20 protein-coding genes and 3 pseudogenes are annotated in these 26,681 nt (G+C 58.9%); 2 read left to right on the top strand and 21 right to left on the bottom strand.

Annotation, left to right across the window (positions count from 1 at the left end):
* Positions 1 to 391 precede the first annotated feature (391 nt).
* The 5 genes from AC0WRY_RS37740 to nifB all read right to left on the bottom strand — a co-directional run bounded on the left by AC0WRY_RS37740 (position 392) and on the right by nifB (position 6,491).
* Positions 392 to 1,042 (bottom strand): nitrogen fixation protein NifQ, encoded by a 651-nt coding sequence (locus AC0WRY_RS37740; protein ID WP_128929931.1) that lies wholly within the window; start codon positions 1,040 to 1,042, stop codon positions 392 to 394.
* 95 nt (positions 1,043 to 1,137) lie between these two features.
* Positions 1,138 to 2,022 carry a nitrogenase iron protein gene (gene nifH, locus AC0WRY_RS37745; RefSeq protein ID WP_128929930.1) on the bottom strand — a complete coding sequence of 295 codons (885 nt, stop codon included), beginning with the start codon at positions 2,020 to 2,022 and terminating at the stop codon, positions 1,138 to 1,140.
* Positions 2,023 to 3,426: 1,404 nt separating this feature from the next.
* A complete protein-coding gene (locus tag AC0WRY_RS37750) occupies positions 3,427 to 3,741 on the bottom strand; it encodes a nitrogen fixation protein NifZ (RefSeq protein ID WP_128929929.1) in 315 nt (104 codons plus the stop codon).
* A 943-nt stretch (positions 3,742 to 4,684) separates the two neighbouring features.
* Positions 4,685 to 4,924 carry a 4Fe-4S binding protein gene (locus AC0WRY_RS37755; RefSeq protein ID WP_128929928.1) on the bottom strand — a complete coding sequence of 80 codons (240 nt, stop codon included), beginning with the start codon at positions 4,922 to 4,924 and terminating at the stop codon, positions 4,685 to 4,687.
* A 10-nt stretch (positions 4,925 to 4,934) separates the two neighbouring features.
* Positions 4,935 to 6,491: a nitrogenase cofactor biosynthesis protein NifB gene (nifB, locus tag AC0WRY_RS37760; RefSeq protein WP_128929927.1), complete on the bottom strand. Its 1,557-nt coding sequence runs from the start codon at positions 6,489 to 6,491 to the stop codon at positions 4,935 to 4,937.
* Positions 6,492 to 7,045: 554 nt separating this feature from the next.
* Here nifB and AC0WRY_RS37765 point away from each other — a divergent pair.
* Positions 7,046 to 7,741: pseudogene (locus tag AC0WRY_RS37765) on the top strand (transposase); the annotation flags it as partial.
* A 122-nt stretch (positions 7,742 to 7,863) separates the two neighbouring features.
* On the opposite strand, the gene AC0WRY_RS37770 reads toward AC0WRY_RS37765, so the two are convergent.
* The 15 genes and pseudogenes from AC0WRY_RS37770 to AC0WRY_RS37840 all read right to left on the bottom strand — a co-directional run bounded on the left by AC0WRY_RS37770 (position 7,864) and on the right by AC0WRY_RS37840 (position 22,875).
* Entirely contained in the window at positions 7,864 to 8,061 is a 198-nt protein-coding gene (locus tag AC0WRY_RS37770) for a hypothetical protein (protein WP_164934261.1), read from the bottom strand.
* A gap of 515 nt (positions 8,062 to 8,576) precedes the next feature.
* Positions 8,577 to 8,792, bottom strand: coding sequence for a putative nitrogen fixation protein NifT (gene nifT / locus AC0WRY_RS37775; protein ID WP_128929926.1), 216 nt, complete (start codon positions 8,790 to 8,792; stop codon positions 8,577 to 8,579).
* Positions 8,793 to 8,905: 113 nt separating this feature from the next.
* Complete coding sequence (locus tag AC0WRY_RS37780) at positions 8,906 to 9,208, bottom strand: HesB/IscA family protein (protein ID WP_128929925.1); 303 nt, start codon at positions 9,206 to 9,208, stop codon at positions 8,906 to 8,908.
* 846 nt (positions 9,209 to 10,054) lie between these two features.
* Positions 10,055 to 10,387: a ferredoxin III, nif-specific gene (gene fdxB / locus AC0WRY_RS37785; RefSeq protein ID WP_128929924.1), complete on the bottom strand. Its 333-nt coding sequence runs from the start codon at positions 10,385 to 10,387 to the stop codon at positions 10,055 to 10,057.
* Positions 10,293 to 10,526: a CCE_0567 family metalloprotein gene (locus AC0WRY_RS37790; RefSeq protein WP_128930194.1), complete on the bottom strand. Its 234-nt coding sequence runs from the start codon at positions 10,524 to 10,526 to the stop codon at positions 10,293 to 10,295. The genes fdxB and AC0WRY_RS37790 overlap by 95 nt, the downstream gene beginning before the upstream one ends.
* Positions 10,527 to 10,537: 11 nt before the next feature.
* Complete coding sequence (locus AC0WRY_RS37795; RefSeq protein ID WP_232995640.1) at positions 10,538 to 10,687, bottom strand: DUF269 domain-containing protein; 150 nt, start codon at positions 10,685 to 10,687, stop codon at positions 10,538 to 10,540.
* A 100-nt stretch (positions 10,688 to 10,787) separates the two neighbouring features.
* Entirely contained in the window at positions 10,788 to 11,198 is a 411-nt protein-coding gene (nifX, locus tag AC0WRY_RS37800) for a nitrogen fixation protein NifX (RefSeq protein WP_128929923.1), read from the bottom strand.
* 20 nt (positions 11,199 to 11,218) lie between these two features.
* Positions 11,219 to 12,601, bottom strand: a complete 1,383-nt coding sequence (gene nifN, locus AC0WRY_RS37805) for a nitrogenase iron-molybdenum cofactor biosynthesis protein NifN (RefSeq protein WP_128929922.1) — start codon at positions 12,599 to 12,601, stop codon at positions 11,219 to 11,221.
* An 11-nt stretch (positions 12,602 to 12,612) separates the two neighbouring features.
* Positions 12,613 to 14,175, bottom strand: a complete 1,563-nt coding sequence (nifE, locus tag AC0WRY_RS37810; RefSeq protein ID WP_128929921.1) for a nitrogenase iron-molybdenum cofactor biosynthesis protein NifE — start codon at positions 14,173 to 14,175, stop codon at positions 12,613 to 12,615.
* A gap of 117 nt (positions 14,176 to 14,292) precedes the next feature.
* Positions 14,293 to 15,837 (bottom strand): nitrogenase molybdenum-iron protein subunit beta, encoded by a 1,545-nt coding sequence (gene nifK / locus AC0WRY_RS37815; RefSeq protein ID WP_128929920.1) that lies wholly within the window; start codon positions 15,835 to 15,837, stop codon positions 14,293 to 14,295.
* Between the two features lie 85 nt (positions 15,838 to 15,922).
* Positions 15,923 to 17,425: a nitrogenase molybdenum-iron protein alpha chain gene (gene nifD / locus AC0WRY_RS37820; protein WP_128929919.1), complete on the bottom strand. Its 1,503-nt coding sequence runs from the start codon at positions 17,423 to 17,425 to the stop codon at positions 15,923 to 15,925.
* A gap of 587 nt (positions 17,426 to 18,012) precedes the next feature.
* Positions 18,013 to 18,843: an SDR family NAD(P)-dependent oxidoreductase gene (locus AC0WRY_RS37825; RefSeq protein ID WP_232995639.1), complete on the bottom strand. Its 831-nt coding sequence runs from the start codon at positions 18,841 to 18,843 to the stop codon at positions 18,013 to 18,015.
* A 1,596-nt stretch (positions 18,844 to 20,439) separates the two neighbouring features.
* Positions 20,440 to 21,324 (bottom strand): annotated as a pseudogene (locus AC0WRY_RS37830) (IS3 family transposase); the annotation flags it as partial.
* Between the two features lie 9 nt (positions 21,325 to 21,333).
* Positions 21,334 to 22,423, bottom strand: a pseudogene (locus AC0WRY_RS37835) (IS110 family RNA-guided transposase).
* Positions 22,424 to 22,563: 140 nt separating this feature from the next.
* A complete protein-coding gene (locus AC0WRY_RS37840) occupies positions 22,564 to 22,875 on the bottom strand; it encodes a transposase (protein WP_128929916.1) in 312 nt (103 codons plus the stop codon).
* 262 nt (positions 22,876 to 23,137) lie between these two features.
* On the opposite strand from AC0WRY_RS37840, the gene AC0WRY_RS37845 reads away from it, so the two are divergent.
* Positions 23,138 to 24,112: a pectinesterase family protein gene (locus tag AC0WRY_RS37845; RefSeq protein WP_128930193.1), complete on the top strand. Its 975-nt coding sequence runs from the start codon at positions 23,138 to 23,140 to the stop codon at positions 24,110 to 24,112.
* A 213-nt stretch (positions 24,113 to 24,325) separates the two neighbouring features.
* On the opposite strand, the gene AC0WRY_RS37850 is transcribed toward AC0WRY_RS37845, so the two are convergent.
* The gene (locus AC0WRY_RS37850; RefSeq protein WP_232995663.1) at positions 24,326 to 25,435 is read right to left on the bottom strand and encodes a glycoside hydrolase family 28 protein; all 1,110 of its coding nucleotides are present in this window, start codon (positions 25,433 to 25,435) and stop codon (positions 24,326 to 24,328) included.
* Between the last annotated feature and the right edge of the window lie 1,246 nt (positions 25,436 to 26,681).

Genomic DNA, 26,681 nt, shown 5'->3' on the forward strand with positions numbered 1-26,681 from the left:
CGGTGCGATCTAATTGGTGGCGATCTGCACGCCGCGAGTCCGCATCGGCGCGCTCACTCCGGGCGTCGGCAACAGTGGCCGATGCTGGTAGTCCGGAGCCGACCGTCGTCGGACGAGTTGGCTGGCACGACGGACCGGTGTTCGCGCAAGGCCGTCACTTCCCCATGAAGCTGTGGCGTTGTTGATGCTTGCGGAAATTAGCGCTGATGCGATCGGCACCGTCTTGCTTTCTGGAGGTTGGCGCTTGGTGTGCCATCGGTCGAGATGATGTTGTTGGTCGACGAGAGATCGGGACTGATCAAGGTCTGATGGTGTCGGGCGGGGTGCCGTCATCTGGGTCTTTCCATATTCATTCCAATCATCGAAGTGAGCAATGCACGTGCCACCTCAGCTACAGCTTGCGTTCGACCAGGCGGCTCTCACCGCTCTCTTCGCCAAAGCAACGACCAAAATCGGCGCATTGGGTGCAGACTGGCGCCCTGCACATACCTAAACTATCGCGTTCGCAGAGCACGCGATAGAAGAAGCGCTTCCAACGCATATTCCCGGTGTTCCGGCGGGCCAGTGGCGCGAAATGGCGCGTCAGGAGACGGGACAGCTCCGTACGCCCGCGCAGCCCGAGATCCTGCCAGAGGTGGTGAGGCTCCATTGCACGTCGCGCTACCATTGCCGCGAGCCAATGGCCGACGTCGCCGGCAGTCGAACGCTGCGCGAGCAGGAGCTCGCGCAGGACAGCGGTTTCGTCATGGACGTCGGAGGATGAGTTTGGTATCCATGTGAAGGCGCGGGCCGCGGCCGCCGGGAAAAAGCCGGCGAGCAGTTTTCTCAGGGCATGCTCTGGAATTCCAACGCGTTCTACGATCGAGCCGCCATCCAACGCGGCAGCGACCAGGATTGAGGCCAGTGCATGACGATCGAAATCATCGTCGGCGCTGATTTCGGCTTCCGCTGGGTTGCTGCCCGTGAGCAGTCGATAGAGCGCGATTCCGACCTGTTGCACAACGGCGCTCGGCTCAGCCGATCGAGAGTTCGACACTTCCATGTTACTCGCTTGCACCTCAGCCAAGAAATGCCCCGCCGCTATTGGAAAGACCGCTGGATAGCCGGCCCCATGAGACGAGGAGACCGGCAGGATCCTTATGGCGTCGCGGGCTGGGCCGCGGTTTTGCCGATCTGGCTCTCGTCTACCGCCTTCATGATCCCGTGTTCCATCAGCATATCCTCCAGCTCGTCCATGCTGATCGGGGTCGGAACAACGCCCTTCCCGCCGTTGTTGTGTATCTTGGATGCAAGGTTGCGATAATGATCCGCCTGCTTGGAGTCCGGCGCATACTCCAGCACCGTCATGCGGCGCAGCTCAGCATGCTGCACGATGTTGTCTCGCGGCACGAAGTAGATGAGCTGAGTTCCCAGCTTCTTCGCCAGCGCGTCCGCTAGCTCCAGCTCCTTGTCGGTCTGACGCTCGTTGCAGACAAGCCCCCCAAGACGGACGCCGCCTGAATGGGCGTATTTCAGAATGCCTTTGGAGATGTTATTGGCGGCGTACATGGCCATCATCTCGCCGGACATCACAATGTAGATTTCCTGCGCCTTGTTCTCGCGGATCGGCATTGCGAAGCCGCCGCAGACGACGTCGCCGAGCACGTCGTAGGATACGTAGTCGATGTCCTCATAGGCACCGTTGTGTTCTAGAAAATTGATGGAGGTGATGACCCCCCGCCCAGCACAACCGACGCCAGGCTCTGGACCACCGGACTCCACGCAGCGGATGTCCTTATATCCGATTTTCATGACGTCCTCGATCTCAAGGTCTTCGACGCTGCCGACACTGGCGGCGAGGCTGAGAATGGTGTCTTGCGCCTTAGCGTGCAGGATCAAGCGCGTAGAGTCCGCCTTAGGATCGCATCCCACGATAAGGATTCTGTGGCCCATCTCAGCAAGCGCTGCGAGCGTGTTCTGGGACGTAGTCGACTTTCCGATACCACCTTTGCCGTAAAATGCGATTTGCCTCAGTGACGACATGTTCATCTCCATTAAGCGGGTGCCAAAAGCACCGCGCAGTCTCGCGTCGCATTGAGCCACCGTCAGAAGCGGCGACCCGAGGATTCGGTAGGGAGAGTTTGGAGCCGCCAGCCGAGCTCTCAGCTCCCACCGTGTTGCTGTATGCGAAGTGCAACTGGTGTGCCGTTGGCTCCGCGCGGACTAAGGCGCTGAGTACGCTCGCAAAGTGGTTCGCCCGGAGCCGAAGTTGGAAGGGATGTCGCCTCTACGAAAGTCAGGCCAGTGTGAGGATCCAGACAAAGGAGCGCCGCCATGGTAAGATCACAGCGTATCTGCGCCGCCATAGGCGGGGGAAAGGTTGCTTCAGGTTGGGCGCTAGCGTTTAGACGCGTCGGTGCAGATCGGTATTGCGACAGTTAAGGAGCCATTGTCCAATGTCTGTGACGGACGAAAGTGGATCAGCTATGCCGCCCAGAGCCTGTCGCATGCGGGAATCGAGAGCGACAGCCTCGCCTCGGGCGGAGGCCGACTCTCCCGAAAGGGGCGTGGGCTGGCTGAACCCTGCTCGGCTGCTGTTCGGCGCCTTCTTGATGGAGCGCAGCGTTAAACCGATCGCCTAAGGCAGGAAGCGCGCTCCCGGCGCGAACATCTCGCTGTCGTCGACAAGTGCGACGAAGCCACGGATAAGCGATGAATACTGGCGCTAACGGCTGTTGCAATCATGCAGGTGCTTGAAGACGTTCGGGCAACCTGAACTGCAGGCGCCTCGCCAAAGCGCGATAAGAAGGAGCTTCTGGCGCGAGCAATGGACCGCACAGCGATGGTGCGGCTTCCTTAGGAAGACGCCTGTCACGTTATGGCTGGACTGGCCGCGGCAGGGAAACCCGAGAGCCGAGATAGAGCGAGCCGGGTCGGATGCGGCGGCGCCTAGTTACGCCAATGCTCTGGGATATTCTGGTCTTACCCCTGGCTGACGAGCGCTGAAGCGAGCGTCGATCGCGAGGCCTCAGGCCGGCCATTGGCCAGCGAAGAGCCGGAAGTGTGCACCGGCCGCCGTTGTCCTGCCGTGCAGAAGCACCGCCGTGTGTGCGATCTTCCATAAAAGCACGTTCTCACTGGAATAATCGTACGTAGATGCGTCGCTCGTGTGCCCTCTCATGTTTCGATGTGCATCCGGTGATGCCTTCGTGCCGCAAGCGCATGCGTACCGCCCGCTTTCTCGCCTGGGAGGCGACCGACCGCCACCCGCGGAATCAACGATTTGGATCGACAGGTCTGCATAGTGTCGGTCAGCAACATAATGCGCCTAGTTGGTCGGCGCGCGCCTAGACATCGTCGGTCGATTCTTGGAAAAGACGCGGTCGTGGTGCCGATCGACTGCCCCTTACGTGCCGGCGACTAACAATTGTCAATCCAGCGCGACTATCAGCACTCGTCCGGTAACTGGACGTGCCTGATGCCGTCGCGCGGCGCAACGCGATCAAGCTCCTTGCGCTTCATCCCGACGCGGCGACCGCTTTCGATGAAATCGACGCCATAAATGTAGAATCGCTGGAGGAAGGTGCCAATCGAGACGACATAGCCGATCTCGCCCTTCACAGCGAGAACCTCGCCGATCTCCTTGCCAGCATACGTCCCATCATTTCGAATGGTGCGCGTTGCCCGCACTTTCTCTCCATAGCTGAAAAACGGCTGGGCCGTTAGCTCGATAAAGTCGTCGTCGTTCACGTGGTCGCTCATACTCGCATTTCCTCGCTCCAGCGGAGGGGTGGCCGGCGGCCGCGCGCGTTTTGCACGAGGCTATCATGGCTTTCGCCCCGCACCATGAGCTCGCCAGCCACGGCACGAGCCGTAACGCTGAAATGGATGTCGGATGGCGGGCCGTCAAGTGCACTGCAGCGTGGCGTTAGGTAAGCATGCCGGGTAGCCATGCGTAAAATGCCTTGGGCCACGACCGGGTGGACATTGGCCTCGTCTTGATTATCCCTCCAGGGAGCTCCGGTGTTAGCCGGTACATGCTAGCATCTGAGTTTTCGCCGGCCTCGCCGGCAACGATCGGCTGCAGGCTGCCATTCTCGATCGGCTTTCGAACTCGCATCTTCGTCGCGCGATGCGGAGCGTTTCGCGACGGCACACCAAATTGCTCGGCCAGGCGTTGAGGGGATGCCCGCGGATCTGTTGACGAGATCGCCCAGCAGAGGTGACGCAAGACCAGAATGAGAGCCCTACTGCGATTGCGCAGCGACGATACGCGAATATGGCGGGTGGGCCTCGTCGAGGCGCTGGGCGAGGAAAAGGCGGTGCGGTGCTAGCAATGGTACACCTAAGCGCGACTGATCTGGTAGGCGCCCGCGCCATGGACCGCCAATTCAGACAACGATTGCGTCGACCTGGCGTTCCGGTCGAGAGCCTCGACGCCGCCATAACTCATCATAGTGTCTGTCCTCTCGAACACGTTCAGCAAAACCTTGGCGTCGATTGTATCGCTGGGGTCGAGCTCCAGTAGCTCCTGGATCTCGAGCCGCCGCTCGGCGACCCGGCCCGCCGGTCGGGGCTCAGCGGTTACGCTCGGGCGGCTGCCAGGCTGGGAGCAGTCGCCCGAGCAGAAAGCTGCCTCCAATGCCGCGGTCGCTGCGGGGCATTCTTGACGTCGATTGGCGCGTTGTCGGTATGACCATGAAGGTCATGCTGTTTCCCCTCTAGCAGGCGCTTGGTAGCGCGGTAGCGAGGTATCGATGACGCAGGTTCTGTCCACAGGACAAACGGCCACACATTGCGGCTCGTCGAAGTGCCCGATGCACTCAGTGCACTTCTTTGAATCGATTACGAAAGAGCCATCCCTCTCAAAGATTGCTGCATTCGGACATTCCAGCTCGCAGGCGGAGCAGCCCGTACATTGCGAAGAAACGATCTTGAATGGCATTGATGTCTCCTCAAGCTGCAGAAATAACCGTGGCGTTGCGACTGCCGGCCTGAATGCGCTGCACGTGTGCAATCTCGCCGCTGTTGACTTTCTTCAGATAGGCTGTGAACCACACGATCGCCGACTTGACGATGAAGTCATGGGCGAATTGATCGACTGGCGTGATGCCTGCCTTGATCAGGGCCTCCCTCGGGCAGGCGCCGATCTTAGCCACGAACACTGCGTGGCAATCATTGATTGCGCTGATAATCGAAGCCAAGCTGCCCTCCTCGCCGTAGCCGCCCTGGCAATAGACATCGACGCGGCGGTGGCCTACGAATTTCGCCCCTGCCTTCGAGAGCTCGTAAACCTGGAACTCCGCAGCGTGGCCAAAGTGCTCATTGATCAGACCAGAGCCCTTAGTCGCGACCGCAGCCAGCACCTTGATGTCGCTTGACACATCCGCCAGTCCGACAAGCGCGTCATGCCCTGCCACAATCATAGCGGCGCGCTCCTTCTCGACCTTGGCTCGGTAAGCCTTACGGGTGTCCATATCGTAGTTCAGCTCCATTGACATGATCCTCTCGATGGTGAACTCGGCGGTGCGGCTCTCGCCAAGCAGACCGACAGCGTCAGCGCGGCACTGACGGCAGTGCCGCATCATAATCATCTCGCCTTCGCAGGAGTCTTGAACGGCTTTCAACTCCTGAGGGCTCGGGCCACGCTGACCGCTGGCGCCGAAAGCAGTGCCGTGCTCCGGTGAGGAGATAAGCGGCATGATGTTGTGCAAAAAACCGCCGCGCGATTTCACTACCTTGTTGACCTCCGCAAGGTGATGGTCGTTAATCCCCGGTATCATTACAGAGTTGACTTTGGTGAGGACACCGCGCTCGGTGAGCATCTGAAGCCCCTGAAGCTGGCGTTCAGTCAAAATCTTAGCCGCTTCATGGCCGGTGTAACGCTTGTGCTTATAGAAGATCCAAGGATAGATCCGAGTGCCGATCTCAGGATCGACCGTGTTGATGGTGATCGTGACATGGTCGACGTTGAAATTGGAAATGGCGTCGATGTAATCCGGCAGCATAAGCCCATTTGTGGACAGGCACAGCTTTATGTCGGGGGCCGCGGTCTTGACTAGCTCGAAGGTTTTGAACGTCCTTTTGGGGTTCGCCAGCGGATCGCCCGGGCCAGCAATGCCGAGCACCGTCATCTGCGGGACGGCCGAGGCGACCGCCAGTACTTTCTTGACAGCTTGTTCGGGCGACAGCCTCTCGCTGACCACGCCAGGGCGCGACTCGTTTGCGCAGTCGTATTTGCGATTACAGTAGTTACACTGAATATTGCAAGCGGGTGCCACCGCGACATGCATGCGCGCGTAGTGATGATGCGCCTCCTCGCTATAGCATGGATGGGTCTTCACTTTGTCCCAGAGTCCGGACGGCAGATCTCCCTGCCCTTTTTGCGATCCGCACTTTCCTTGACCGCAACAACCTGAGGTGCTGCAGCTCTTGCGCCCGACCTGCTTGGTATCGCCGAGAGCGGTGAGGATATCGCTCCTGCTAGCGCCGTGTTGAGCTGAAGCGTACATTTGGTCATTCTCCCTGGAGACCGAATAGATTGGAAGCTCGGATCTTGCCAAGCGTCTGATGCGTCGTTCTAGAACGGCCTTCAGCAACCTCTATGCCAGCGTTGGGTCCATGCGCTGGTTTGCGCCTGCAAGATTGGTCGTTACAGAAGTCGAGTATGTCGGGTAGCCGACGCACGTTGGAAAATGGACGAATTTGGCGTTACCAGAGAGCGCTTTTACGAAAATGGTCTGCGCATCCCCGGTTCGACCGATCGTATCTGGCTATCATGAGCCAGAGCGTCAGCCCGAACCTGGCCGCGCGCGCAAATTAAAATGAATCGAATTGAAGCCCAGGGCGCAAAGAGGAGTTCGCTCTAAAGACAGCGTTTGGTCGCGCGCCGAAGGGGGACGCCCGCCAAGCGTAGGGGCGTCCGTCGCGTTCTAGCAGGCCGTTGAAAAAAAGTCGCTCGCCGCTGATGGTGGTACCGTGATCCATTGGCGGCTCCGACAAACTTCGGAGATGGTGCCTGGGTCGCGGCGATAATCGAATGGGCGAGCTGTATAGCTAGCTTGATCTGGAGACGCGGGTGCGGCGTGATCATCCGCCGCGATTCTAACGATTGTGAACGAGGCGCTGTCGGCGTTGGAGCGGGACTGCGCTGCGCTCTATTCGACGATTGGACGGGCTGCGATCTCGCAGAGTGAAGCTGCTGCGGGCGACGCTGTTGCAGGCGTTTTATTTGATCCGCGCGGAACGGCTTGTGAAGAGCGGCTGGAATACCCGCCCGCTGTCCGCTGGTTTGTCGCAATCGGGGGTGACGACGTGGTCCGGGATGTTCGATGTTCTCGAAAAACGGCGGCCGGGTGCTCAATCGGCAGTCCGAAGGACGACTCTGGCGAGCCGCCGGCCCGACTTCCATAGCCAAAACACGCTGGAAGGACCTCCATGCGTCGACCACCAGTCCCGATGCTAGGCGCTACCGCGCTGCAGGAAGGGCAAAGGCAAGAGGACGCCACTGTGGACACGGGCTGATGCAGAACCGCCACGACCGGCTGGCCGACGCCTGCCTCATGCTGGCGGGCATGCCGAATGCATCGCAGCGCTGCACATGATGGAGCCGCGTGCTGAATGGCCGGCCCACGATGCGGAAGAGTTCGTCAATGAGCCGCGCTCGATGAACGTGACGCGCATGTTTCACAGAATACCAGCGGCCGTAGCTCTGAGTTTGGGTCGGTCACTAGCCGTAAGCCAGCGCATCTGCAAGCGGGTCGGGAGGCATTCGGCGGGATCAATACGGTTGCCGGGCAAGAGACAGGTTTCATGGTGGTGAGCGCGCCAAATGGGCCTCTATCTTCGTTGCCACCGCCTACAAGCTGGTGCGATTGCCGAATCTTATCGCGGGACCGGGCTGAAGGCTAAGGTGCACGGCTTCGGCTGGGGCTTGGCCGGTCGCTGACGAACATTGTCAAGATGGACAACCGGGACAGAGAGTTTCTCGATCTTGTCGAAGAGGCGCATCTCACCTTCGAGGACAAGCCCGACAACAAATGTGCCTTCGCTGCCCTGAAGGGCTTCCTTGATGGCTGCCAAGTCACCCGCCACGGATCGCCCCGCACCGAGTTGTCATGTGTCGGCGATGAGCCACTTCTAGATCCACATTGGCGACGACTTTGCGTTCGCTGTAGACGCGGCTGAGTTCTTCAACAGCCCGGTAGGTGCGCAGGAGTTGCCCGTTTTCTGCTGCAGGCGAAAAACGTGAAGACCGTAGCCGATGCAGCACGCCTTATGACTGTGGTCCATCCTTCTTTCGCGGCTTGCCATAAAAAAAACCGTACCAGCGATCATCGCCGAGATCGGTGCGGGCTACGCCAGGTGGGCGGGGTCAAATGGCAGCGCCCGGCGAAGAGGGCTTCCCGTTGCGCAATTTTACTAGCCTCTTCTGATTGGCGGCAACTTAAGCGGCGAAAACGAATGTGGCTTGGCGAAGGCGCTTGCAGGGGTGCCTTCTCACGGGGCATGGGCGGACTTGGTGAGGTCTTCTGATGTGCTTCAGCGCCGGGGTGGGGCCGGCGAATTCGTGTATGGGGCGAGCGCATTCATCACTCCTATCCCTCTCCGCCCCGCTTCCTGGCGCTGATCGTGATGGGCAACTGGGTGTCGGAGGCCATGTGCGGCAGGTCGAGCACCCAGCCATTGGCGATCTTGATCCACCCGCCCCACAGCGTCTCGTGCTCGGCTTCGACGATTGGCTCCTCGAGATCCTTCTTCGGCACGTAAATCGACAGACCGGTCTCCGTTGAGCGGCGGATCGTGACTTTCATGATCTGAACTTCTGGTTGCGGGAGCCGCTGCTCGTGCGCTCTTCGCACGGCGGATGCGATGCTCTCTGATTCCATAGGGACTCGGGCAGTGCGTGCATCACATCGCTACTTCGTTAGTCGTTGTGTGAGTTCACATTGGGGTTATCAAACGTGAAACCGGAGCCATCTAGACCCACGACGAAGTCCATGGTGGTGCCGTTGAGGTGCGTCAGGCTCTTGCGATCGACGAACAGCTTGACGCCGTGACGCTCGATAACAGTATCGTCCGGATTGGCTTCCACGGCGAGGGCCATCACGTACTTGAACCCGGCGCAGCCGCCGGTTTCGACTATGATGCGCAAACCGCTCGTTTGTTGCGGCGCCATCGAGATCGCTGCCTTCACCGCATTCACCGCGCTCTCCGTCAAATCAATCATCGCACGTCCCGCTGTTATGGATCGTTCAACAGATCGCAACTCTCGTGCCAGAGCACACAGAAGACGGAAATCACTGGCATTTCGCCGCCACCGCCCGTTGCTCCGCCTCGCGTGTCGGATCTGCGACAACCGGCCTCGGTGGCGCACGAGAAGCGGAATGGCACAGCTGTACCGGGCGTACCGCACACAGCAGTCCGGAATCCCATGTATGGAAACGTTCGTCGACGCCGGCGGACTAAGGCGGCCGAAAACCATCGCGCCTGTGACAGGTCGGCGGCGCTAACTCTGGCGCTGTCGGCGGACTCGTCCATAGATGTGTACTATCATCCCATCCCGCGTCGCCTTCTTGGAGGTCGATCGGACCAGACACGAACGGCTCTTTTTCGTTGTCTCAACGCTGCCGTGGCGTACCCCAAAGCTAGGGCGTCACGGTCAGGGCGTCGTAAGCGATGATCGGCGTGGTGACGAATAGTTCGCTGTCGGCGATGCGTTTGCCGAGCCTTAGGCATTAAGCACATCCGCGCTAACCTAAGCTCCATAGCACTAAGAACAACGTGCTCAGGAGCTGCCCACTGGTTGCGGCAAAACAACTTGCACCGGAGCATGGTGGTACAGGCGCACAACGCCGGCTAGCGGGTTCGGTCTGTTCAAGGACAAGCCCTCGAGGCTCAGAGCACGGTCGCACGAGAGAGCAGACCGTCGTCAGGTTCACCGGGCTCGGTGTGTTCACAGTTCCAAGTAGAAAAGTTACGCGGGGGAACGGGTGCGATCGGGTTCGTCGCAGTGATGTCCGGCGCCGAGCCGCCCACGGGCCGACAGATGGCTTGCGGAGGCCAAGAACGCTGCCTAAAACGGCGGCGGATCGACTTGCGGGTTCGTCCACTCCGGCCCGAGTTCAAGCGGCCGGGTGTGAGTCTGGCAGTTCGCAGGACAGATCCGCGAACAGGCGCCGCAGCCGATGCATGCACCGGCGTCTTGCATCACCATGGCCTTCCTCTCTAAGTCACCATCATCATCATCGAGGCCGATGACCTCGCCATCCTCGTTGATGCCCTTCAGCGTCATGACTTGCCGGCCGCAAACCTTATAGCAGCGGCCGCAGCCGATGCACTTCTGGGTATCGATTGATACCAGATAGTCCGGTATCCAGGCGCGTCCGTCGCGGGTTACGTAGGACATGATTGCGATCATTTTGCGCTGTTTTCTGTCTCTTCTGTTTGCGCTTGCGATCAAGCTTGGTGAAGGCATCATGAGCCTTCTGCGCGACGCTCAGGATCGAGGCCAAGTTCGGCGTAAGCGCCGTCGATAGATCGTGCAGGTCCGATTGGCCTACGCCGCTCGGCCGACAGACATATTAACCGTGGCTGCGAGCGTGCCGAAATCGTCGAAGTCTAAGCGGTTCACGTCGCGCGGTTGTTTGTTGATGACGATGAACCGGCCGCCGAGCAGGTCCATGCGCTCAAATTCTTCGAGGTGCATCTCTAAGTATCGTCAAGATCATGACGCCAGTCGCTTTCTCGATTGCGAGCGCGGCCGACTCGAGTCGCAGTGCGGGAGAAAGCGGGTTAAGCAGCGTCTGTCATGGAAGCGTCCTGCAGTCGTCAAAATGGAGGGGGGCTTTGCTCGTACCTCCGAGCGCCTTGCGCAACCAGGGTGGTGGGGAGCCCTTCAGCGCATCTTCGAGCTTGATGCAGAGGGTCTCGATCGCCTCGCGCTTGATCACCGTTAACGGATGGATTTTGTTGGCAACGACGCGTGCCGCGGCCGAGCCGCCGATCGCAGCGACATAAAGGATCGTGCAGTCCTTGATGGCGTCGATTTTCCGCGTCAGCTTATCCTTGCGGCCATCTTCCGTGAGATCGTCACCGAACTCGATGACCTGAAGGATGCGGTGAGCGTCCGGAGTGACGTCGTAGATAGCGATGTTCTTGGCCCAACCGAAATGCGCATCCACGCACTTCAGATCCTGGGTGGCAAAAGCGACTTTCAAGATCTATTCTCCTTATTGGGTTATTGCGGGTAGGACGGGACGGTCTTGAAGTCGCGGTCAACGCTTCGCCAAGTATCGGGCGTCGGCTGGTGCTTCGCCTCGCGATCGGCAATGACAAGATTGGCGAGGCCGAAGATGAGATCGCGCGTGCCGCGGTAGCCGACTGAGAGCTGGTGGCCGGCGCCAAGACGATCGAACATCGGGAAGCCAGCGCGAAAAAACGGGATGTTAAGGCGCGAGGCCGCCTGGCGGCCGTGCGAATGGGTGATGAGGAGATTGCAGCCGTGGGTCTTGGCAAGTTCCTCGAGATCTTCGAGATCTCCGATCAGGACCTCCTCCGTCCTGATACGCTGCAACACGGGGGAGGCTGTTGTGGTCACGGCGACTGCGATATTGGCACCCATGTCGTACAGCATGCTGGAGAGATCGAAGAGCAAGTCCGGCTCGGCGCCGATCGCCAGCTTACGGCCCCCGATGTAGAAATGCGCATCCAACATAGCATCCGCGAGTTGGCCGCGCTGCCGGCGGTACTTTAGCGGAACTGGCCGGTCACTGATCTTGCTCAGAAACGCGATGAACTCGTCGTTGGGAACGAGGCCGCAGAGGCGTTCGAACAAGCGAAATCGTACGCCTGTTTTCGCATACATGGCCTCCGCCGCACGTTGCATCTGCGCGCCGATCGCGATCGTCCATGCCGCCTGCCCCATTGTCGCAATCTCGTCGACCCCGATGCCGCCGATCGTGGTGGGCGTGAACTCATCGGGAATTTGACCGTCGAGCGAACCGGCCAGGTCCGGCAGGAAGGATGGTTTCAGTCCGAAATCCTCCAGGATCGTCCGCAGCTCATTGAGATCGCCTGGCGTGAGGTGGCAGCCCGGCAGAACATTGATGCGAGCGGGATCCCGCGCCCGACCCGTCTCGACGGGATGGACCAGGACTTCCACCATTCGTGCGACCGTCTTGTCCCAGCCGTCCTGGAACGCGCCCTTGAAATCCGGGGTCGAGACGTAAACCAGCGGAAGCCTTTCGAGCTGTGGGTGCTTTTGCTGAATCAGGTAAATGAATCGTTCGACGTCCTCTCCCTTTATCTCGGTCAGGCCGGTCGAATTGATCCCGATGATTTCCGGTTTCGCACCATTGTAGATGTTAAGTATCGCCTGTTCGACATTTTCCTGACCGCCGAACACGGCCTCGACTTCACTCATTGCGGTGGTCTGCATCGGCACTGCCTCCCTGAAGTGCCGCACGAACAGGGTCAGGCCGAACGAGGTGCAGCCCTGGGAGCCGTGTAGCAGCGGCATCGCGCCGCGAAGGCCCATAAAGGCGAAAGAGCCGCCGATCGGCTGGCTCATCTTGAGCGGATTGACCGTGCAGGATTTCTCGGAGGTGGAGACGATGGCCATTGGCAGACGCCCTATTCCGACGCCTGGACGGCGCATGTTGCCTGCGCAGCGGAAATGTGCCCAACGACCCACCTGCCCGAGGCATTGGCGCGTTCCTTGAATCCGGCGGCGCTGGAATGACCTCGCACGGCGGTGGAATTCTCTGCGGCGTGCGAATCCGTGTGCGGGATGTTGGTCTGCCGATTGACCTCCGCTTCGTCCCAAGGCGCGGGACGGCGTAGTTGGGTCCATATTGGATTGTAGAGCGCCTTATCAATCTCCTCCATCAGCTTGACCATGCCAATATACCCCATGTACGCCTGAGAACGCTCCTGGTTGATGTCAAGCCAAGGTATCATCGCCTTCAGCGCGACGAACTGCGACTTGCCGCCGGAGAGCATCATATCAGCCCGGGAGTTCATCAACATTTTGTAGATGTCGCGCGGCGCCGCTTCCTCGATCATAAGGGCGTGCCGGCCCATCAGCTCCTTGATGCGGTCTTTGTCCTCTTTGGTGGACTTCTTCACGGAGGTGCCGGCGATCTCTAGACCGGCCTCCTGCAGCGCCGCGACCACCGACCACGACTTAACACCGCCGGTGATCAACAGAACCTTCTTACCCTTGAATCGTGGTTTGAAGCGCTCGATCGCCGCGCGTACCCTTGCTTCCTCACGCATGATGACAGCCTCGGTACGCCCTCCAAGCTCCAGCGGCGCGCCGCGCTCGATCAGCATGCGCGCGATCGTCCGCAAGGAGTTGCTGGAATCCTGCACGCCGTAGAACGAGCCCTCGAAGTAGGGAATGCCGTAGCGTTCCTCCATCTTACGGGCGACGTTTATCATCGCCTTGGAACACACTAGCATCGCAGCCTTTGCGCGATGCGAACAGGCCAGCTCGTGATATTTCCCATCGCCGGAGATACAAGAAAGGATGCGGATGCCAAGTTCATCGAGCAGCGGTTTGATCTGCCAGAACTCGCCGGACAAGTTGTATTCGCCGATGATATTGATGTCGTAGGGAGTGGTATAGTCCGGTTCCTCAGTGCCGATCACATGCTCAAGCAGCGCCTCGCCGGCAAGCTTGTTTCCGAGGTTCTTGGACCCGACGAACCCCGGCGAATTTACAGGAATGATAGGCTTACCGAACTTGGCCACGGCAGCCTTGCACACGGCCTTGATGTCGTCGCCAATCGCGGCTGGCACGCAGGTTTGGTAAACAAAGACAGCCGGCGGATCGAACTTGCCGATCACCTCCCCGATCGCTTGATAAAGGCGCTTTTCGCCGCCAAAGATTACATCGGTTTCGTTCATGTCGGTCGTGAAGCTTCGGCGCCAGAGATCGGAGCCTGAGGAGGCGCTGCCTCGGTTGTCCCAGGAATTGCCCTCGCAGGCGATTGGGCCGTGGACCAGATGCGCAACGTCGGTGAACGGCTGTAGCGCGATTTTGGCGCCGTCGAATGCGCATCCGCCGCCCGCCTCTCCTGGCTTCAACTGCCTAGTGCACCCCATAGTACGTTCGGCCGCCGTCTTGTTGTCGTTTCTGCCACAACCCGGCTCGTTGAAGACGTCCTCGATGGCGGACGTGTCGACGCTCATACGTATCTCCTATTTTCTTCGACCCGCCGCGCGAGCCTTGTGCCGCGACGTGGATCTTTCTGGCTAGACACCGGCCGTCGACCCTGCTCTGGCCGGCGCTAGACCAAATCATTTACGTCAGCGGATGATATCAAAGCTATAGTCCGCTCCAGTCCTGTCCATCTGGTCCAGGACCTTGTCCAGTATCTTGACAAGAACGTTTATGCCGCCCTGATAACCCCAGACGGGATACCGATGTTGATGGTGCCGATCGAACACAGGGAAACCGATGCGGATCAGTGGCGTCCCGGTATCGCGCTCGAGGTACTTCCCGTAGGTGTTGCCAATCAGGTAATCGACCGGCTCAGTGCATAATAGGGAGCGCATGTGCCAGAGATCTTTGCCGGGATATGCAGAGCAGTTCTTGCCAAACAGTGAACTAACAAACAGTTCCTCCATTTTCTCTGCCCAAGCCTTGCCACCATTCGTAGACAGCACATGAGCCGGCTCTGCACCGAGCTCCAGGAGGAATGAAGAGAGCCCGTAGCAGAGATCCGGATCGCCGTAGATCGCGAACTTCTTGCCGTGCAGATACGCACTGGAGTCTGCCATGGCGTCCACGAGACGGCCGCGCTCCCGCTCCAATGCCTTCGCGATCGGCTTGCCGGTCATGCGGGACACAGTCATTAGGAATTCGTCCGTCGCGCTGACACCGATGGGGTAGTTGAAGGCGGCAACCTCATGACCGTGCCCCTCGACGAAGGACAGTGTCTTCTCGGTGCAGTGTTGCTGCATGGAGATCGTGGCTTTGGCATGGATCGCGTTAGCCGCGTCCTCCAGCGTGGTGCCGCCATCATACATGCGGAACTCGCCGTCGGTCGGAGTATCGAAGACATCGCTGTTGTCGGCGAGTATAGTATATTCGATTCCCATCAACTCGAAGACGCGCTTAATTTCCCGGATGTTCCCGACCGTGTACCCGTCGAACCCACCGATGAAATTAATCTTGCCGTTCACCTTGCGCTCTAGTTTGGAGGCGGTGCCTGCCTTGCCATCCCAGAAGTGCTCAAGGATGCTCTTCAGCGCATTGTCATACCCGGTCACGTGGCTGCCGACAAAGGCAGGTGTATGAGCGAAGGGAACATCATATTGTGCCGGGACTGACCCCTTCTCCTTCGCTGTCTTGATGAAGGCGTTCAGGTCATCCCCGATCACTTCGGCCATGCACGTGGTGGAAACCGCGATCATCTTGGGCTTGTATATGTTGTAAGCGTTAGCGAGCCCGTCAATCATGTTGTTTAGACCACCGAACACCCCGGCGTCCTCAGTCATCGAGGAAGAGACGCAGGAGCTTGGCTCCTTAAAGTGTCTCGAAAGATGACTTCGGTAGTATGCGACGCAACCCTGTGAGCCGTGAACGAAGGGCAGCGTGCCCTCAAAACCGGAGGCAGCGAACACCGCACCGAGTGGCTGGCAGGCCTTGGCGGGGTTCACAGTCAATGCTTCACGCGCGAAGTTCTTCTCGCGGTATTCTCGCGTCTTTGACCATTCGCTGATCCGCTCGACTTCCCTTTGGTCATGCGGGTTCTCGAACAGCGCCTTCTTTTTGGCGAGCATTTGCTGATATTCCGGACCTCGGAATAGATCCAAGTGATCGAGGACGTGTTCGGCATTCTGTGTCAACGCGGCACTCTCCTTTTCGGCGATTGGTTTATCGACTAGGTTGGCCCGCCTTCTCGCATAGGCGGAGCCAGATCTGTGCATTCCTTTATTCCGCGGCCATTAGGCCTGGCGCTGGAGTATCCTTCCAAGGTGCCTTGAGTTTCTTCCAGACGGGCGAGTTTATTGCCATGTCCATGTCACGAGCGAAGATCGCGAAGCCGTCATAGCCGTGATAAGGACCGGAATAGTCCCAGGAGTGCATTTGACGGAATGGAATGCCCATTTTCTGGAAGACGTACTTCTCCTTTATGCCGGAGCCGACGAGATCTGGCTGAATGGTCTCGACGAAACGCTCAAACTCGTAGCCCGTGACGTCGTCATAGATCAGTGTGCCGTCCTTTAAGTAGTGCTGAGCAGTGCGCTGGTAGTCGTCATGATGGCCGAATTCGTAGCCCGTTCCTACGACCTCCATACCAAGGTCCTCATAGGCGCCGATTACGTGGCGGGGACGCAAGCCGCCGACGAACAGCATCACTGTCTTGCCCTGGAGGCGGGGGCGGTACTTCTCAATTACCGAGGCCATCAGCGGCTGGTACTTGGCGATCACACGCTCGGCACCTTCCTTGATGCGTTCGTCGAAGAAGCTGGCAATTTTGCGCAGCGAATCGGCGATCTTGGAAGGGCCAAAGAAGTTGTACTCGCACCATGGAATGCCGAACTTTTCCTCCATGTGTCGGGAGATGTAGTTCATCGAACGGTAGCAGTGCAATAGGTTGAGCTTCGCCCTGGGCGTTGCTTCCAGTTCGGCGAGGCTGCCGTCGCCGGACCATTGCGCAATCACACGCAGGCCCATCTCTTCGAGCAGGATACGCGATGACCAAGCGTCCCCACCGATATTGTAGTCGCCGATGATCGTGACATCGTAGGGCGTTGACTCGAACGCGGGTGTCGCTTCCGGCGACACTCTGTCCAGGATCCAGTCCCGCAGCGCATCGTTGGCGATGTGGTGGCCAAGCGACTGCGAGACGCCGCGAAACCCTTCGCAGCGAACCGGTACAATGGTCTTGCCATTGTGTTCCTTTGACTTCGCCTTCGACACAGCCTCGATGTCGTCGCCGATAAGGCCGATCGGGCACTCGGACTGAATCGTAATGCCGTGGTTGAGCGGAAAGAGCTCCTGAAGTTCGTCAATGACCTTACCGAGCTTCTTGTCGCCGCCAAACACGATGTCTTTCTCCTGGAAGTCGGAGGTGAACTGCATGGTGACGAAGCTGTCGATTCCGGTCTTGCCTATGTAGTAATTGCGGCGTGCAGCCCAGGAATATTGGCCGCAGCCGACCGGACCGTGGCTGATGTTAATCATGTCCTTGATCGGGCCCCACACGACCCCCTTGGAGCCAGCGTATGCACAGCCGCGAGTCGTCATTACTCCGGGGATCGACTTCAGGTTCGACTTAACCCCGCAATCGTGCTTACCCGCCTCGTGTACGTTCAGGTGTTTGGCGCGGCGCTTGGCGGTCTTTTCCGGGTAGATTTTTAAGGCCTCATCGATCAGTTGCTTGTTGCGGGCCTTCATCTCCGCGGCGCTCTGGGTAGTGACTATGCTCATACGAATTCCTCGGATGCGGTGCTTGAACGATCGGGCGCCTTGCGCGGCGCGCGCTTCTGGCGATCTATTAACGCGAGGCTGCATTAGAAGGCGTTTGCAACAAGTGTGCCGACGGATAGGAAGGAAAAAGGTCGGAGGCAGACAGCGTCGATGCACCCGATTGTCGCAAAGTGGACGTAGCCGCGTGCTGATATGTTCTTACTCGTAGCATTGTTCGAAATGTGACATGCCCCGTCGAGCCATATTAGCGGGACTTGTTTTATAAAGGCCGCGCTTAATAAATTTCACCTTCTGGCCGCCGCCCCTTGGGCATCGGGGCTAGCGTCTATGTGGCAGCTCATAAAAAATGTTCCTGCGGCCGGAATGGAACGTGGGCCAAAACGTGGTATCTCTCAGGCGAGAGGCGTGCCATCGCGGTCGCGCCGCGGCGTGCGAGCAACGGCGCTATCCTGGCTCGTACGGCGTGGCCGTTGGATCGAAACTGCGGAATCAGGAATTGCTAGTCGGGAGTAACGCGAGCGCTCAACGCTCCATGCGGGAGCTGCCAATTAATCGATCGCGCGTGAGTAACTCTTCTTGGTGTCTGATCACACATGCTGCCCTCCATTTGCAGGCACTTCGGCACCTGTGACATAGCTGGCAGCCTCCGAGCAAAGGAAGAAGATAACCTTCGCGACCTCGTCCGGTGTTCCGACCCGGTGCATCGGGATAGTTGGGATCAAATTGGTTTCTGTCTCCGGCGACAGAATGTCTGTCTTGATCTCGCCTGGTGCAATAGCATTGACGCGAATCCCGTAAGGCGCATAGTCATGCGCCATCTCGCGGGTCAAGCACGAAAGTGCCGCCTTTGATGTCGCATAGGCAGTACCGGCATACGGATGCACTCTCGATCCGGCGATCGAGGTGACGTTCACGATTGCACCAGAAGCGAGCGTTAGCTGATGGAAGAGCCCCTGCGAGAACATGATGGGTGCGAGCAAATTGACATGGAACACGCTCTTCCAGGTGTCGACCGGAGTGTTCAGCGAATTTAATCGGGTGCCGTCAGCGGCCTTCGGGGAAATGCCCGCATTGTTGATAAGCGCATGCAGAGGGCCGCCATTGAGCCGCTCCTTGATCTCCGCGATCGCGTGCTGCAACGCTCGAGAGTCGCTAAGTTCGGCTTGAATATGGTTGTCCAATCCTGCTTCCCAAGGACAACGGCTACCCTCGAATGGCTGCCGAGAACACGTGATGATCCGCCATCCAGCTGCCGAAAACAATTTGCCGGTCGCGTGGCCTATACCGCGGGAAGCACCAGTCAATACGAGCGTCTTCCCCTCGGCATTTTGAGTGCGCCGCTTATTGCTAGATGGGCACGCGGCGGGCGCTGGCGCGCCATCTGTTACATTTTGGCGGTCCAGCAGATTGAGGGTCACGCGAAGCTCCTGATAGCGCCTCGGCGGGCGCACTCTAATGATGCTAGCAGGTGGCCCTGCAGGACCCGGGCCACGCGTCTCCTGGCCGGTAGTCGCGATGTGCGCGGCTCGATGTCGCTTACGCGACATGTAGAGTGTAGGACGAGGCGGGCCGCTTTGATTCGGAGCGTGGCGTGCCGCGTCATCACACTCCAACAAGCGAGGCTCGTCGACAGATCCCGCTTGAACAGAACGGCGTCTAGACGGCACGGCACGGCCGCTACATGAAACTGAAAACCGGCGCTCATTGGGTATGATCCTGTCAGCTTACTGGTAAGCGCCGATTCGGGTCACGCTGGCGTACCCGGCGCCGCAGCGGTCGCTACAGGACGCCCGAGGACACGAGCGAGAGAGTTTCTCCGCAGCGTCCCGACGCACCGTCATCGATGCCATCGGGTGTCCGCCTTCGTTCCTGGTAGTTGTGTATGTCTTGGCATCACGGCCGTCTCCTGCTGCACAAAGATGTTGTTGCCGCTGACTTGCGGACAAGCCGGCCGACCGCTATGGCCTTGTGCTTTTGAAGCGCAATCATTGAGAGCTCGGCTGGAGGCGAAGTTCATGTGCAAGTGACGGCTAGATAGGCTCGACGCGTGGGCGTGGAATGGCCAATCGGCGTTTTGATCATAAGTGAGAAGGTCTCACAGTTGTCTATTAAAAAAGCTGCTTTGGGCCGGAGGCCAGCGAGCGGAAAGAGTGGCGCTAGTAGTACAGATGTCAAGCCGTGGGTTCGTCGAGCCAGGAGCTGCCATTTTGCTATTGCGCCGATCAAGCCACCGATTGTGTCTTGCAATCGGCAATCTGAAGGTCCCCGGCGCGCGAACATCGTGATCGTCGCGCCGGCAAAATCCGCCGAACGTCTCTGAGCAGTCTTCAAAGGCGCATCGATCCTGCAGTGATGATCGCTGCTTCCCAGGGAGTTCGGCGGGCTTGAGCTCTCATGCGGCATACAACATAGGTGCCTCGCTAAGGCCGGCCCGGCGCCCGGCAGTTCTCGGGAACTGAATGAATGCCGAGGATCTTCAGACATTGTGGTGGCCGCAGAAAATGGCTCGAGTTCTTTTGGTTCCGACATTCTTCCGTAAGGTAGCTGTTGGGCGTAGGCCACAGCGAACGGCTCAGCGCCGATCGCCAAACCTTCGCACGCTCGGCTGCCAGCGCCGCTTTCGGGGTGGGAACGGGATCCCGAACAGCGTCGCGATCTACATTTGTGCGACGCAGTGAATAAGCAATTGGACGCGGTGGGATTCACCAAAATGCAAGAAGCGACAGAGTCCGCGCTCAGCCTGCGCTCTGCGGCTGCTAACTCAATGTGGAACTCCGCCAGCCGATGCCTGCTAGCATGTAAGTCATTTGCGCCGTCCTGATCGATAGGGCGTTATCCGACACCATGTGAACAGAACCTATGAGCCATCCCAGCCGCATGATGCCGCAGACCCTCTCCCCGGCCTGCAAGATTTCCTCGACCGGGCAGACCTACTCGAAGTAACTCTATCCCGCCGACGTTCGGCGCCCAACACATTGACCTGGATCTGATCTTCCCCCGATAAAGTGGACGGGTTAAGCGGCTTTTAGCTCCATCTCGATCGGGGGGATATATCCGAGTGCGGAATGGAGCCTTGTCCGGTTATAGAATCCCTCGATGAAGGCGAAGATATCGCGTTGAGCTTCGGCGCGGGTCTTGTAGTTGCGATGATGGACGAGCTCGGTCTTCAGGGTATGGAAGAAGCTTTCCATCGGGGCGTTGTCGTAGCAATCGGCCCTGCGGCTCATTGATGCCGTCATGCCGGCCTCCATAAGGGTGCTGCGATAAGCGTGCGAAGCGTACTGCACACCCCGGTCGGTGTGGCAGATCAATCCGGCCTGCGGCCGCCGCTCCCGGATTGCCATCGTCAGGGCTGCGGAGGCGAGCTCGACGTGCATGTGATCGCGCATGGCCCAGCGGACGATCTTTCGGCTGAACAGATCCATGACGGCGGCCAGATAAAGCCATCCCTCGGCGGTCGGGATGTAGGTGATGTCGCCGAGCCAGACCCGGTTCGGGGCTTCCGCCGTGAAGTCGCGCGCGATCAGGTTCGGTGCGACCGGCAGGTCGTGATGGCTGTCGGTGGTGCGCACACGGCGTGGCTTTGCGGTGATGGCGCGGATGCCATGCCGGCGCATCGTCCGCTCGATCCGGCCGCGGCTGGCGCTGCGTCCCTGCCTGCGCAGGGCGGCATGGACGCGCGGACTGCCGTAGCGGCCGCTGCTGTCCTGATGGACCTGCCGTATCTCGGCCAGCAGCGCGGCATGGGATTTTGTCCGCTCACTCACGGGGCGGTCGCGCCAAGCGTAGTAGCCGGCCGGCGAGACCTCGAGCACGGCGCACATCAGCCGCACCGGATAGGTGTCGCGATGGTCCTCGATGAAGCGAAAGCTCATGTCCGGGTTCCGGCAAAGATCGCGATCGACTTCCTAAGAAACAGCCGGATTGGCGTCGCCCGGGAGGGCCTGCAACACGAAGCCTAGCGATTTCGCCCGGCGCTGTAGGTTGGCGAGGACGCGGCTACGATATTGCTGCTCATATTGGTCGGCGCCAGGATCCTTGTAGCTCATGCCGTGCCGGAGTGTGTTGTAGAATAAAACCGCAATCTTGCGAGCCGTCGCCGTCACCGCCTCAATCGACGCCCAGCACTCCGTACAGTGCGGTCCTGACATCGAAGGTGGGGATGTTGACCTGCTTGGTCTTTACGCGCGGCTTGGCTAGGTTTCCGACCGGTCTTGCTCCTTTGGTGTTCAATGCACTGATCAGGACTTCGAGCTTGCGATCACAGTCGAGCATCTTTGCCTGATAAACGTCGTAGAGCTCCAGTGATTGAGCTAACGCGAAAACATGTTCGTGGCGGTCATTGCCTACGAGCGCTGCGCGGATCGTCTCGATCGATGAGTGGCAGCGCACGTCCCGATAGGTTGCCAGGAGGTCGGGATTGCGTTCGCCTGCAACAATGGCTCGGATAATCCGCATGCCGGTCGCGCCGGTGATATCCGACACAACATGATGGAGCTGCAGGTTCATCTCCATCAGAGCCTTTTGCATATGTTGGATATGGGCGGCAGCATATTCCACGAGCCGCTCGCGCTGGCGTAGATAGGCTCGCAACGTTGCGATCTCGGCATCGGGTCGGAAGCTGCCCCGTAACAGGCCATAGGAGTGGAGCTGGCGTAACCAAGCGGCATCGCTGAGATCGGTTTTACGGCCAGGTACAATCTTGGCGTACCGCGCGTTGACCAGAATGACCTCAAACCCGCGCTGTTCTAGGATCTCGTAGACTGGGATCCAATAGACCCCAGTGGATTCCATCGCGACACTGGTCACGCCGCACATCTTGAACCAGTCCGCCAGTTCATGCAGGTCTTGCGTGAATGTGCCGAATGCACGCACTGGCTTGTCGGTGCAGGCCGGGTTTACCGCGGCCATGTGCATCTTTGATCCGATATCGATAGCGGCCGCGCCGAGGTTGACCAGCTTTAGGTCCGGGCCGCGGTCGGTTGTCCTGTTAGGCATCGCAACTCCTCCGTCCGATGATGGGCTGGAGGGTCTGGGCTATGCCAATTTGTCATCTTCCTAATCGGGATCGCCGTCGAAACGGCGTCACCACTCTCCGGCCGCTACCCTCCGAGCTAAATGATAGCACAAGGCTGTTTCTATCCCGCGCAGGCGCGCCACGACGCTGGACAGTTTTTTAAAATGTCGCGTTCCATCCGCAGCCGCTCGTTCTCCTGGCGCAGCAAGGCGAGTTCCGAAGCCTGGTCCGCCGACATCGGCGTCGCCTGCGTGGTGGGGCGCCACGCCGCCGATGCCGGCTCGCGCCGGAGCTTATCGACCCAGCGCCGCAGCACTGAGTCGCGCAGACCGAGCTCCTTGGCGACCGACCCGATCGAGCGGCCGCTCGACACCACCAATCCTGCCGCCTCGCGCTTGTACTCTTCAGTAAACGACCGTCGTGCACGTTCCATTCAACACCTCCAGGCTCAACGAGCCTACTACAGGTGTCCACTCATTCGGGAGGAAGTTCAGCTATCAACTAATGTGACGAACTTGCGTTCCAGATGACTAGCTAGTCACGTGAATCTAAAGTGCGCCACATACGCGCGGCCATGTTCGACGAGTAGCTCAGCCGGTTGGGAGAGTGGTCGCGAGCAGTGTCATTGCGCTATTCCAGGCAAGCGGATAATCAAGCCCCACCGCAAGCCAAAACAGGAGGAGATCGAGTTGAAGATGGTGTTGTGCGTCGTCGCATTAATGGCAACGATTGCGAGTGTTCGCTCAGGCGATGCCGAGCAACTGAAGGTATCGTTATCTGAAAAGGGCGCGTATAGGTCAATACAAGACGCGGTAGACGCGCTACCTCAGGCTGGTGGAAGTATAGTAGTCGCGCCGGGTACCTATCGCGGAAAGGTTAGAGTGACGAAACCCAATGTCAATATCAAGGGCGCCGGTGGTGGGCCGGATGAAGCGGTGATTGTCTACGGTGATAGCGCCGTCACTGCGGGTGGGACTGTCCGTTCCGCGACCTTAGATGCGTCGGGCGATAACTTCCGGCTCGAAAATCTGACTGTTTGGAACGACTATTCTGCCAATTCGGGCAATCCAGCATCTCAGGCAGTGGCACTTTCTGTCACCGGCGACAAGGATGTTTTTGCAAACGTCAGAATACTTGGTGCGCAAGACACATTGTTTGTCAACAAGGGGCCGAACAGGAACGCCAGTCGTCAGTTCTTCGTAAACTGCTACGTCGAAGGCCATATCGATTTTATATTTGGTAACGCCAAGGCCTACTTTAGGCAATGTGAGCTACACGGTGTTGCAAACCACGCAGTCGTCTATACCGCACAAAGCAGAGCCTTCCCGGACGAAGACAGCGCCTTTGTGTTTGATCATTGCACGCTGACAGCCGACAAGGGCGCGCGCGACATTGCTCTTGGGCGTCCATGGCGTCCCTATGCTGCGGTGATCTTCTTATCGTCGCAGATTAATGCGCCGGTCATGGCTGAGGGGTGGGTGGAATGGGACCCGGGCAAGAGCCGCCGCTTAATGAACGCCTACTATGCTGAATACAGATCCTCCGGTACTGGTGCCGATCCTAGAGGAAGAGAAAGATATGCGCGCCAGCTAAGCGATCGGGAGGCAATGCAATGGTCGCTCCAGACATTCTTCTCGCACGATACGAGCTGGATCCCGCAAGCGCGATAGAACGCAGCGGGAGTGCCCGCAATAGCAGCGCGCCGGTGCCGATTAGCGACAGGCCTGCAGACGGGCTGTCTTGGCGGGCCCGAATTGGGACCATCTGTGTGGGAGCGTGAGTATCAGGAAGCACTGGTGCGAGTTGCGTACCAAGCACGGCGGGTACGAAGCTGACCGCAACCATGCAATCCGGCTTTTACACCGGCCAATCCTTTGTGATCGTCAGCGATCGATTGGAGCTGCGGCCCGAGGGTCGCGCTCAATGCCACCGTTTTTGCTACTGGTGGCTTCAGGGAACGGGCGGAAGGCAACTACGCACGGGTTCGATGCGCCGTAATGTGGAGTAGCGGCGGCACCTGGCGGAGATGGAAATACATTGACCGCGGTCACTGTTGCATTCTCCACTTGCCAAGTTGCGCGGGGAGAAAAGCGCACATCTTCCATCGCAATATCGAGCGGATGCTGTTGATCAAAGCCTCGCATTACGAGCGTACCATCAGTCCCATAGACGTGCCTTAGGACGATCTGTTGATAAAGTGGCAAGTTATTGCCAGCGAAGGGGCCGTAGCGCGTGTCGAAGTGTATGGGCCATTTGTTATTTCTCATACATATATTCTCGTAATTAACCCGCTCAACTAAGCCGCCTCGGCTGGGATCGCTTTTAATGCGCAGACCAAATGTCGTGCCGTCCAAGGTCAGGTTGCGAACCAGCACGTCACTGACACCGGAATTCAGTTCGCTACCAATCGACATGCCGTGCCCCCAGCCGAATTGGTTGTCTAAAATGGAAATGTGGCGTGCAGGGCCGCTTGTGCCAGCCTTGATCGCGATATTGTCGTCTCCGGTGCGGATAAAGGAGTGGATTATCGTCACATCCTCGCTTGCGGCTGGGTCTATTCCGTCGGTATTGCGGGCATCAGCGGGTGTATCAATGATGACCGCCCAGATGGTAGCACGTTCCACGTGGCTCATCGCAATGTGAAAGTTTGCTGCGTTGCGCAAGGTGATGCCATGAACAGAGACGTCCTCAGCACGGTCCATTTGGATCAATCGAGGCGCGTTTTGTTTTGCGCCCTCACTTTGTGCACGACGGGCCAGTTGCCACCAAGTCTCAGCCGTGCCCGCCATCAAGGTCCCGCCTCCGCCGTCTATTGTACCGTATCCATAGAGACCGCCGCCTTTAGTCTTCGTGAAACTGATGAGGGGCCGACAGCCATCACCGCTCCGATCGATGTGGCCACAGCTTCCCGAGCTCTTTTGGTATGCTTTTGGGTCGGCTACAGCCGTCAGTATCGCGCCCCCAGCGAGCCACAGTGTTGTGCCGGACTTCATTTCGATTGGACCCGAAAGGAACGGCCCTGGGCCTAGATATACGGCGGCGCTTGGGACGCAATGGTCTATGGCGGCTTGCAATCTGGCAGTGTCATTTCCACCTGACGGGTCTAGGCGCGCGCATACCCCTTTAGGCGCGGCCGGTTCGCGAACATTGCGGCGATCCTTTGCCTGAGACGCGGCGGAAAGCAGCCCGACCGCAAGTATGAAAACTGCGGCTAGGTAGCGGAAACGGGCGGCCATTGCCACTCCATTGGTTTCATAGGCAGGCAAGTGCGGGCGGTCGCTACGGCTGTGCAAGTCTCGTAACCTGTAGATGCGGGTGCAATTGCCGCGTGGTGAAACGGATGGCCATCCGGCGGAAGTGCGCTGGTGGAAAGCGACGACCGCAGACGTCTCCCTATTCCCGGAGTCGAACGAAATCGCTGGCGGGTCATTTAGCCATCCGAATGTACTGCTACGTCCGCATACTATGACCGTATTTGCCTTTGTCTTCCGGTCTGCCCGTCGCAGTCACCCGGAGGGTACGACCTATTTACGCAATTGGCTTGCATCGAAGTCCCTCAAGTGACCGATCAGAAAACAGCTGGGTCGCGCCCCGCGCAGCTTGTCGAATGCCCGTCTCGCGTATGCGCGTTTGTCCGAGCTTAGTAAAATTGAGTGTTTGGATGGGGCCCATTTAAATGATGGATCGTAGCCACTTTGGCTTTTGAGGCGATGATCGGAGGGGCGATCCGATGGTGGAATGGAGCCGGGCGGGAATGTAGCAGTCACGAACGAACGCGGAGATATACACGCGGTGCATCGGCACGAGTCTCCTCCTGACGATCGTGAACGAGCTCGGCAGGGTGGTGGACAAGCTCTCCATCAAAGCATTGTAGAAGCAGTCGCCCTTGTGGCGCGTCGATCGGGTACAGCCCGCAGCCGCAGGGCTCCGCACGCGATATGTGGAACGTACTGCTCGCTCCGACCTCAATCATGGATCAGTCCGTCAGAGGCTGCTGGCGGATCGTCGTTATCACAGCACAGGGGAGTTAGCCCGCATGTGATAGCACATGGGCCGATCGACCATCTTGCGGCCGAACCGGTCGGTGATGGCGGCGCGATACAGCCGGCACTCGACAGGCGGGATATAGGTGATGTCAGCCAGCCAGAGCCGGTGTGGAGCTGTGGTGGTGAAGTCGAGCGCGATCAGGTTCGGAGCGATCGAGAGATCGTGACGAGTTACGTTGGCGCGGACAGGAGG

This window comes from Bradyrhizobium sp. T-12 (assembly GCF_058314695.1).

Bases quoted from the DNA above. Each gene is read 5' to 3' on its own strand.
- AC0WRY_RS37740 (WP_128929931.1), bottom strand. From the start codon at position 1,042: ATGGAAGTGTCGAACTCTCGATCGGCTGAGCCGAGCGCCGTTGTGCAA.
- nifH (WP_128929930.1), bottom strand. From the start codon at position 2,022: ATGTCGTCACTGAGGCAAATCGCATTTTACGGCAAAGGTGGTATCGGA.
- AC0WRY_RS37750 (WP_128929929.1), bottom strand. From the start codon at position 3,741: ATGAGCGACCACGTGAACGACGACGACTTTATCGAGCTAACGGCCCAG.
- AC0WRY_RS37755 (WP_128929928.1), bottom strand. From the start codon at position 4,924: ATGCCATTCAAGATCGTTTCTTCGCAATGTACGGGCTGCTCCGCCTGC.
- nifB (WP_128929927.1), bottom strand. From the start codon at position 6,491: ATGTACGCTTCAGCTCAACACGGCGCTAGCAGGAGCGATATCCTCACC.
- nifT (WP_128929926.1), bottom strand. From the start codon at position 8,792: ATGAAAGTCACGATCCGCCGCTCAACGGAGACCGGTCTGTCGATTTAC.
- AC0WRY_RS37780 (WP_128929925.1), bottom strand. From the start codon at position 9,208: ATGATTGATTTGACGGAGAGCGCGGTGAATGCGGTGAAGGCAGCGATC.
- fdxB (WP_128929924.1), bottom strand. From the start codon at position 10,387: ATGTCCTACGTAACCCGCGACGGACGCGCCTGGATACCGGACTATCTG.
- AC0WRY_RS37795 (WP_232995640.1), bottom strand. From the start codon at position 10,687: ATGCACCTCGAAGAATTTGAGCGCATGGACCTGCTCGGCGGCCGGTTC.
- nifN (WP_128929922.1), bottom strand. From the start codon at position 12,601: ATGGCCATCGTCTCCACCTCCGAGAAATCCTGCACGGTCAATCCGCTC.
- nifE (WP_128929921.1), bottom strand. From the start codon at position 14,175: ATGAGCGTCGACACGTCCGCCATCGAGGACGTCTTCAACGAGCCGGGT.
- nifD (WP_128929919.1), bottom strand. From the start codon at position 17,425: ATGAGCATAGTCACTACCCAGAGCGCCGCGGAGATGAAGGCCCGCAAC.
- AC0WRY_RS37840 (WP_128929916.1), bottom strand. From the start codon at position 22,875: ATGGAACGTGCACGACGGTCGTTTACTGAAGAGTACAAGCGCGAGGCG.
- AC0WRY_RS37845 (WP_128930193.1), top strand. From the start codon at position 23,138: ATGGTGTTGTGCGTCGTCGCATTAATGGCAACGATTGCGAGTGTTCGC.
- AC0WRY_RS37850 (WP_232995663.1), bottom strand. From the start codon at position 25,435: ATGAAGTCCGGCACAACACTGTGGCTCGCTGGGGGCGCGATACTGACG.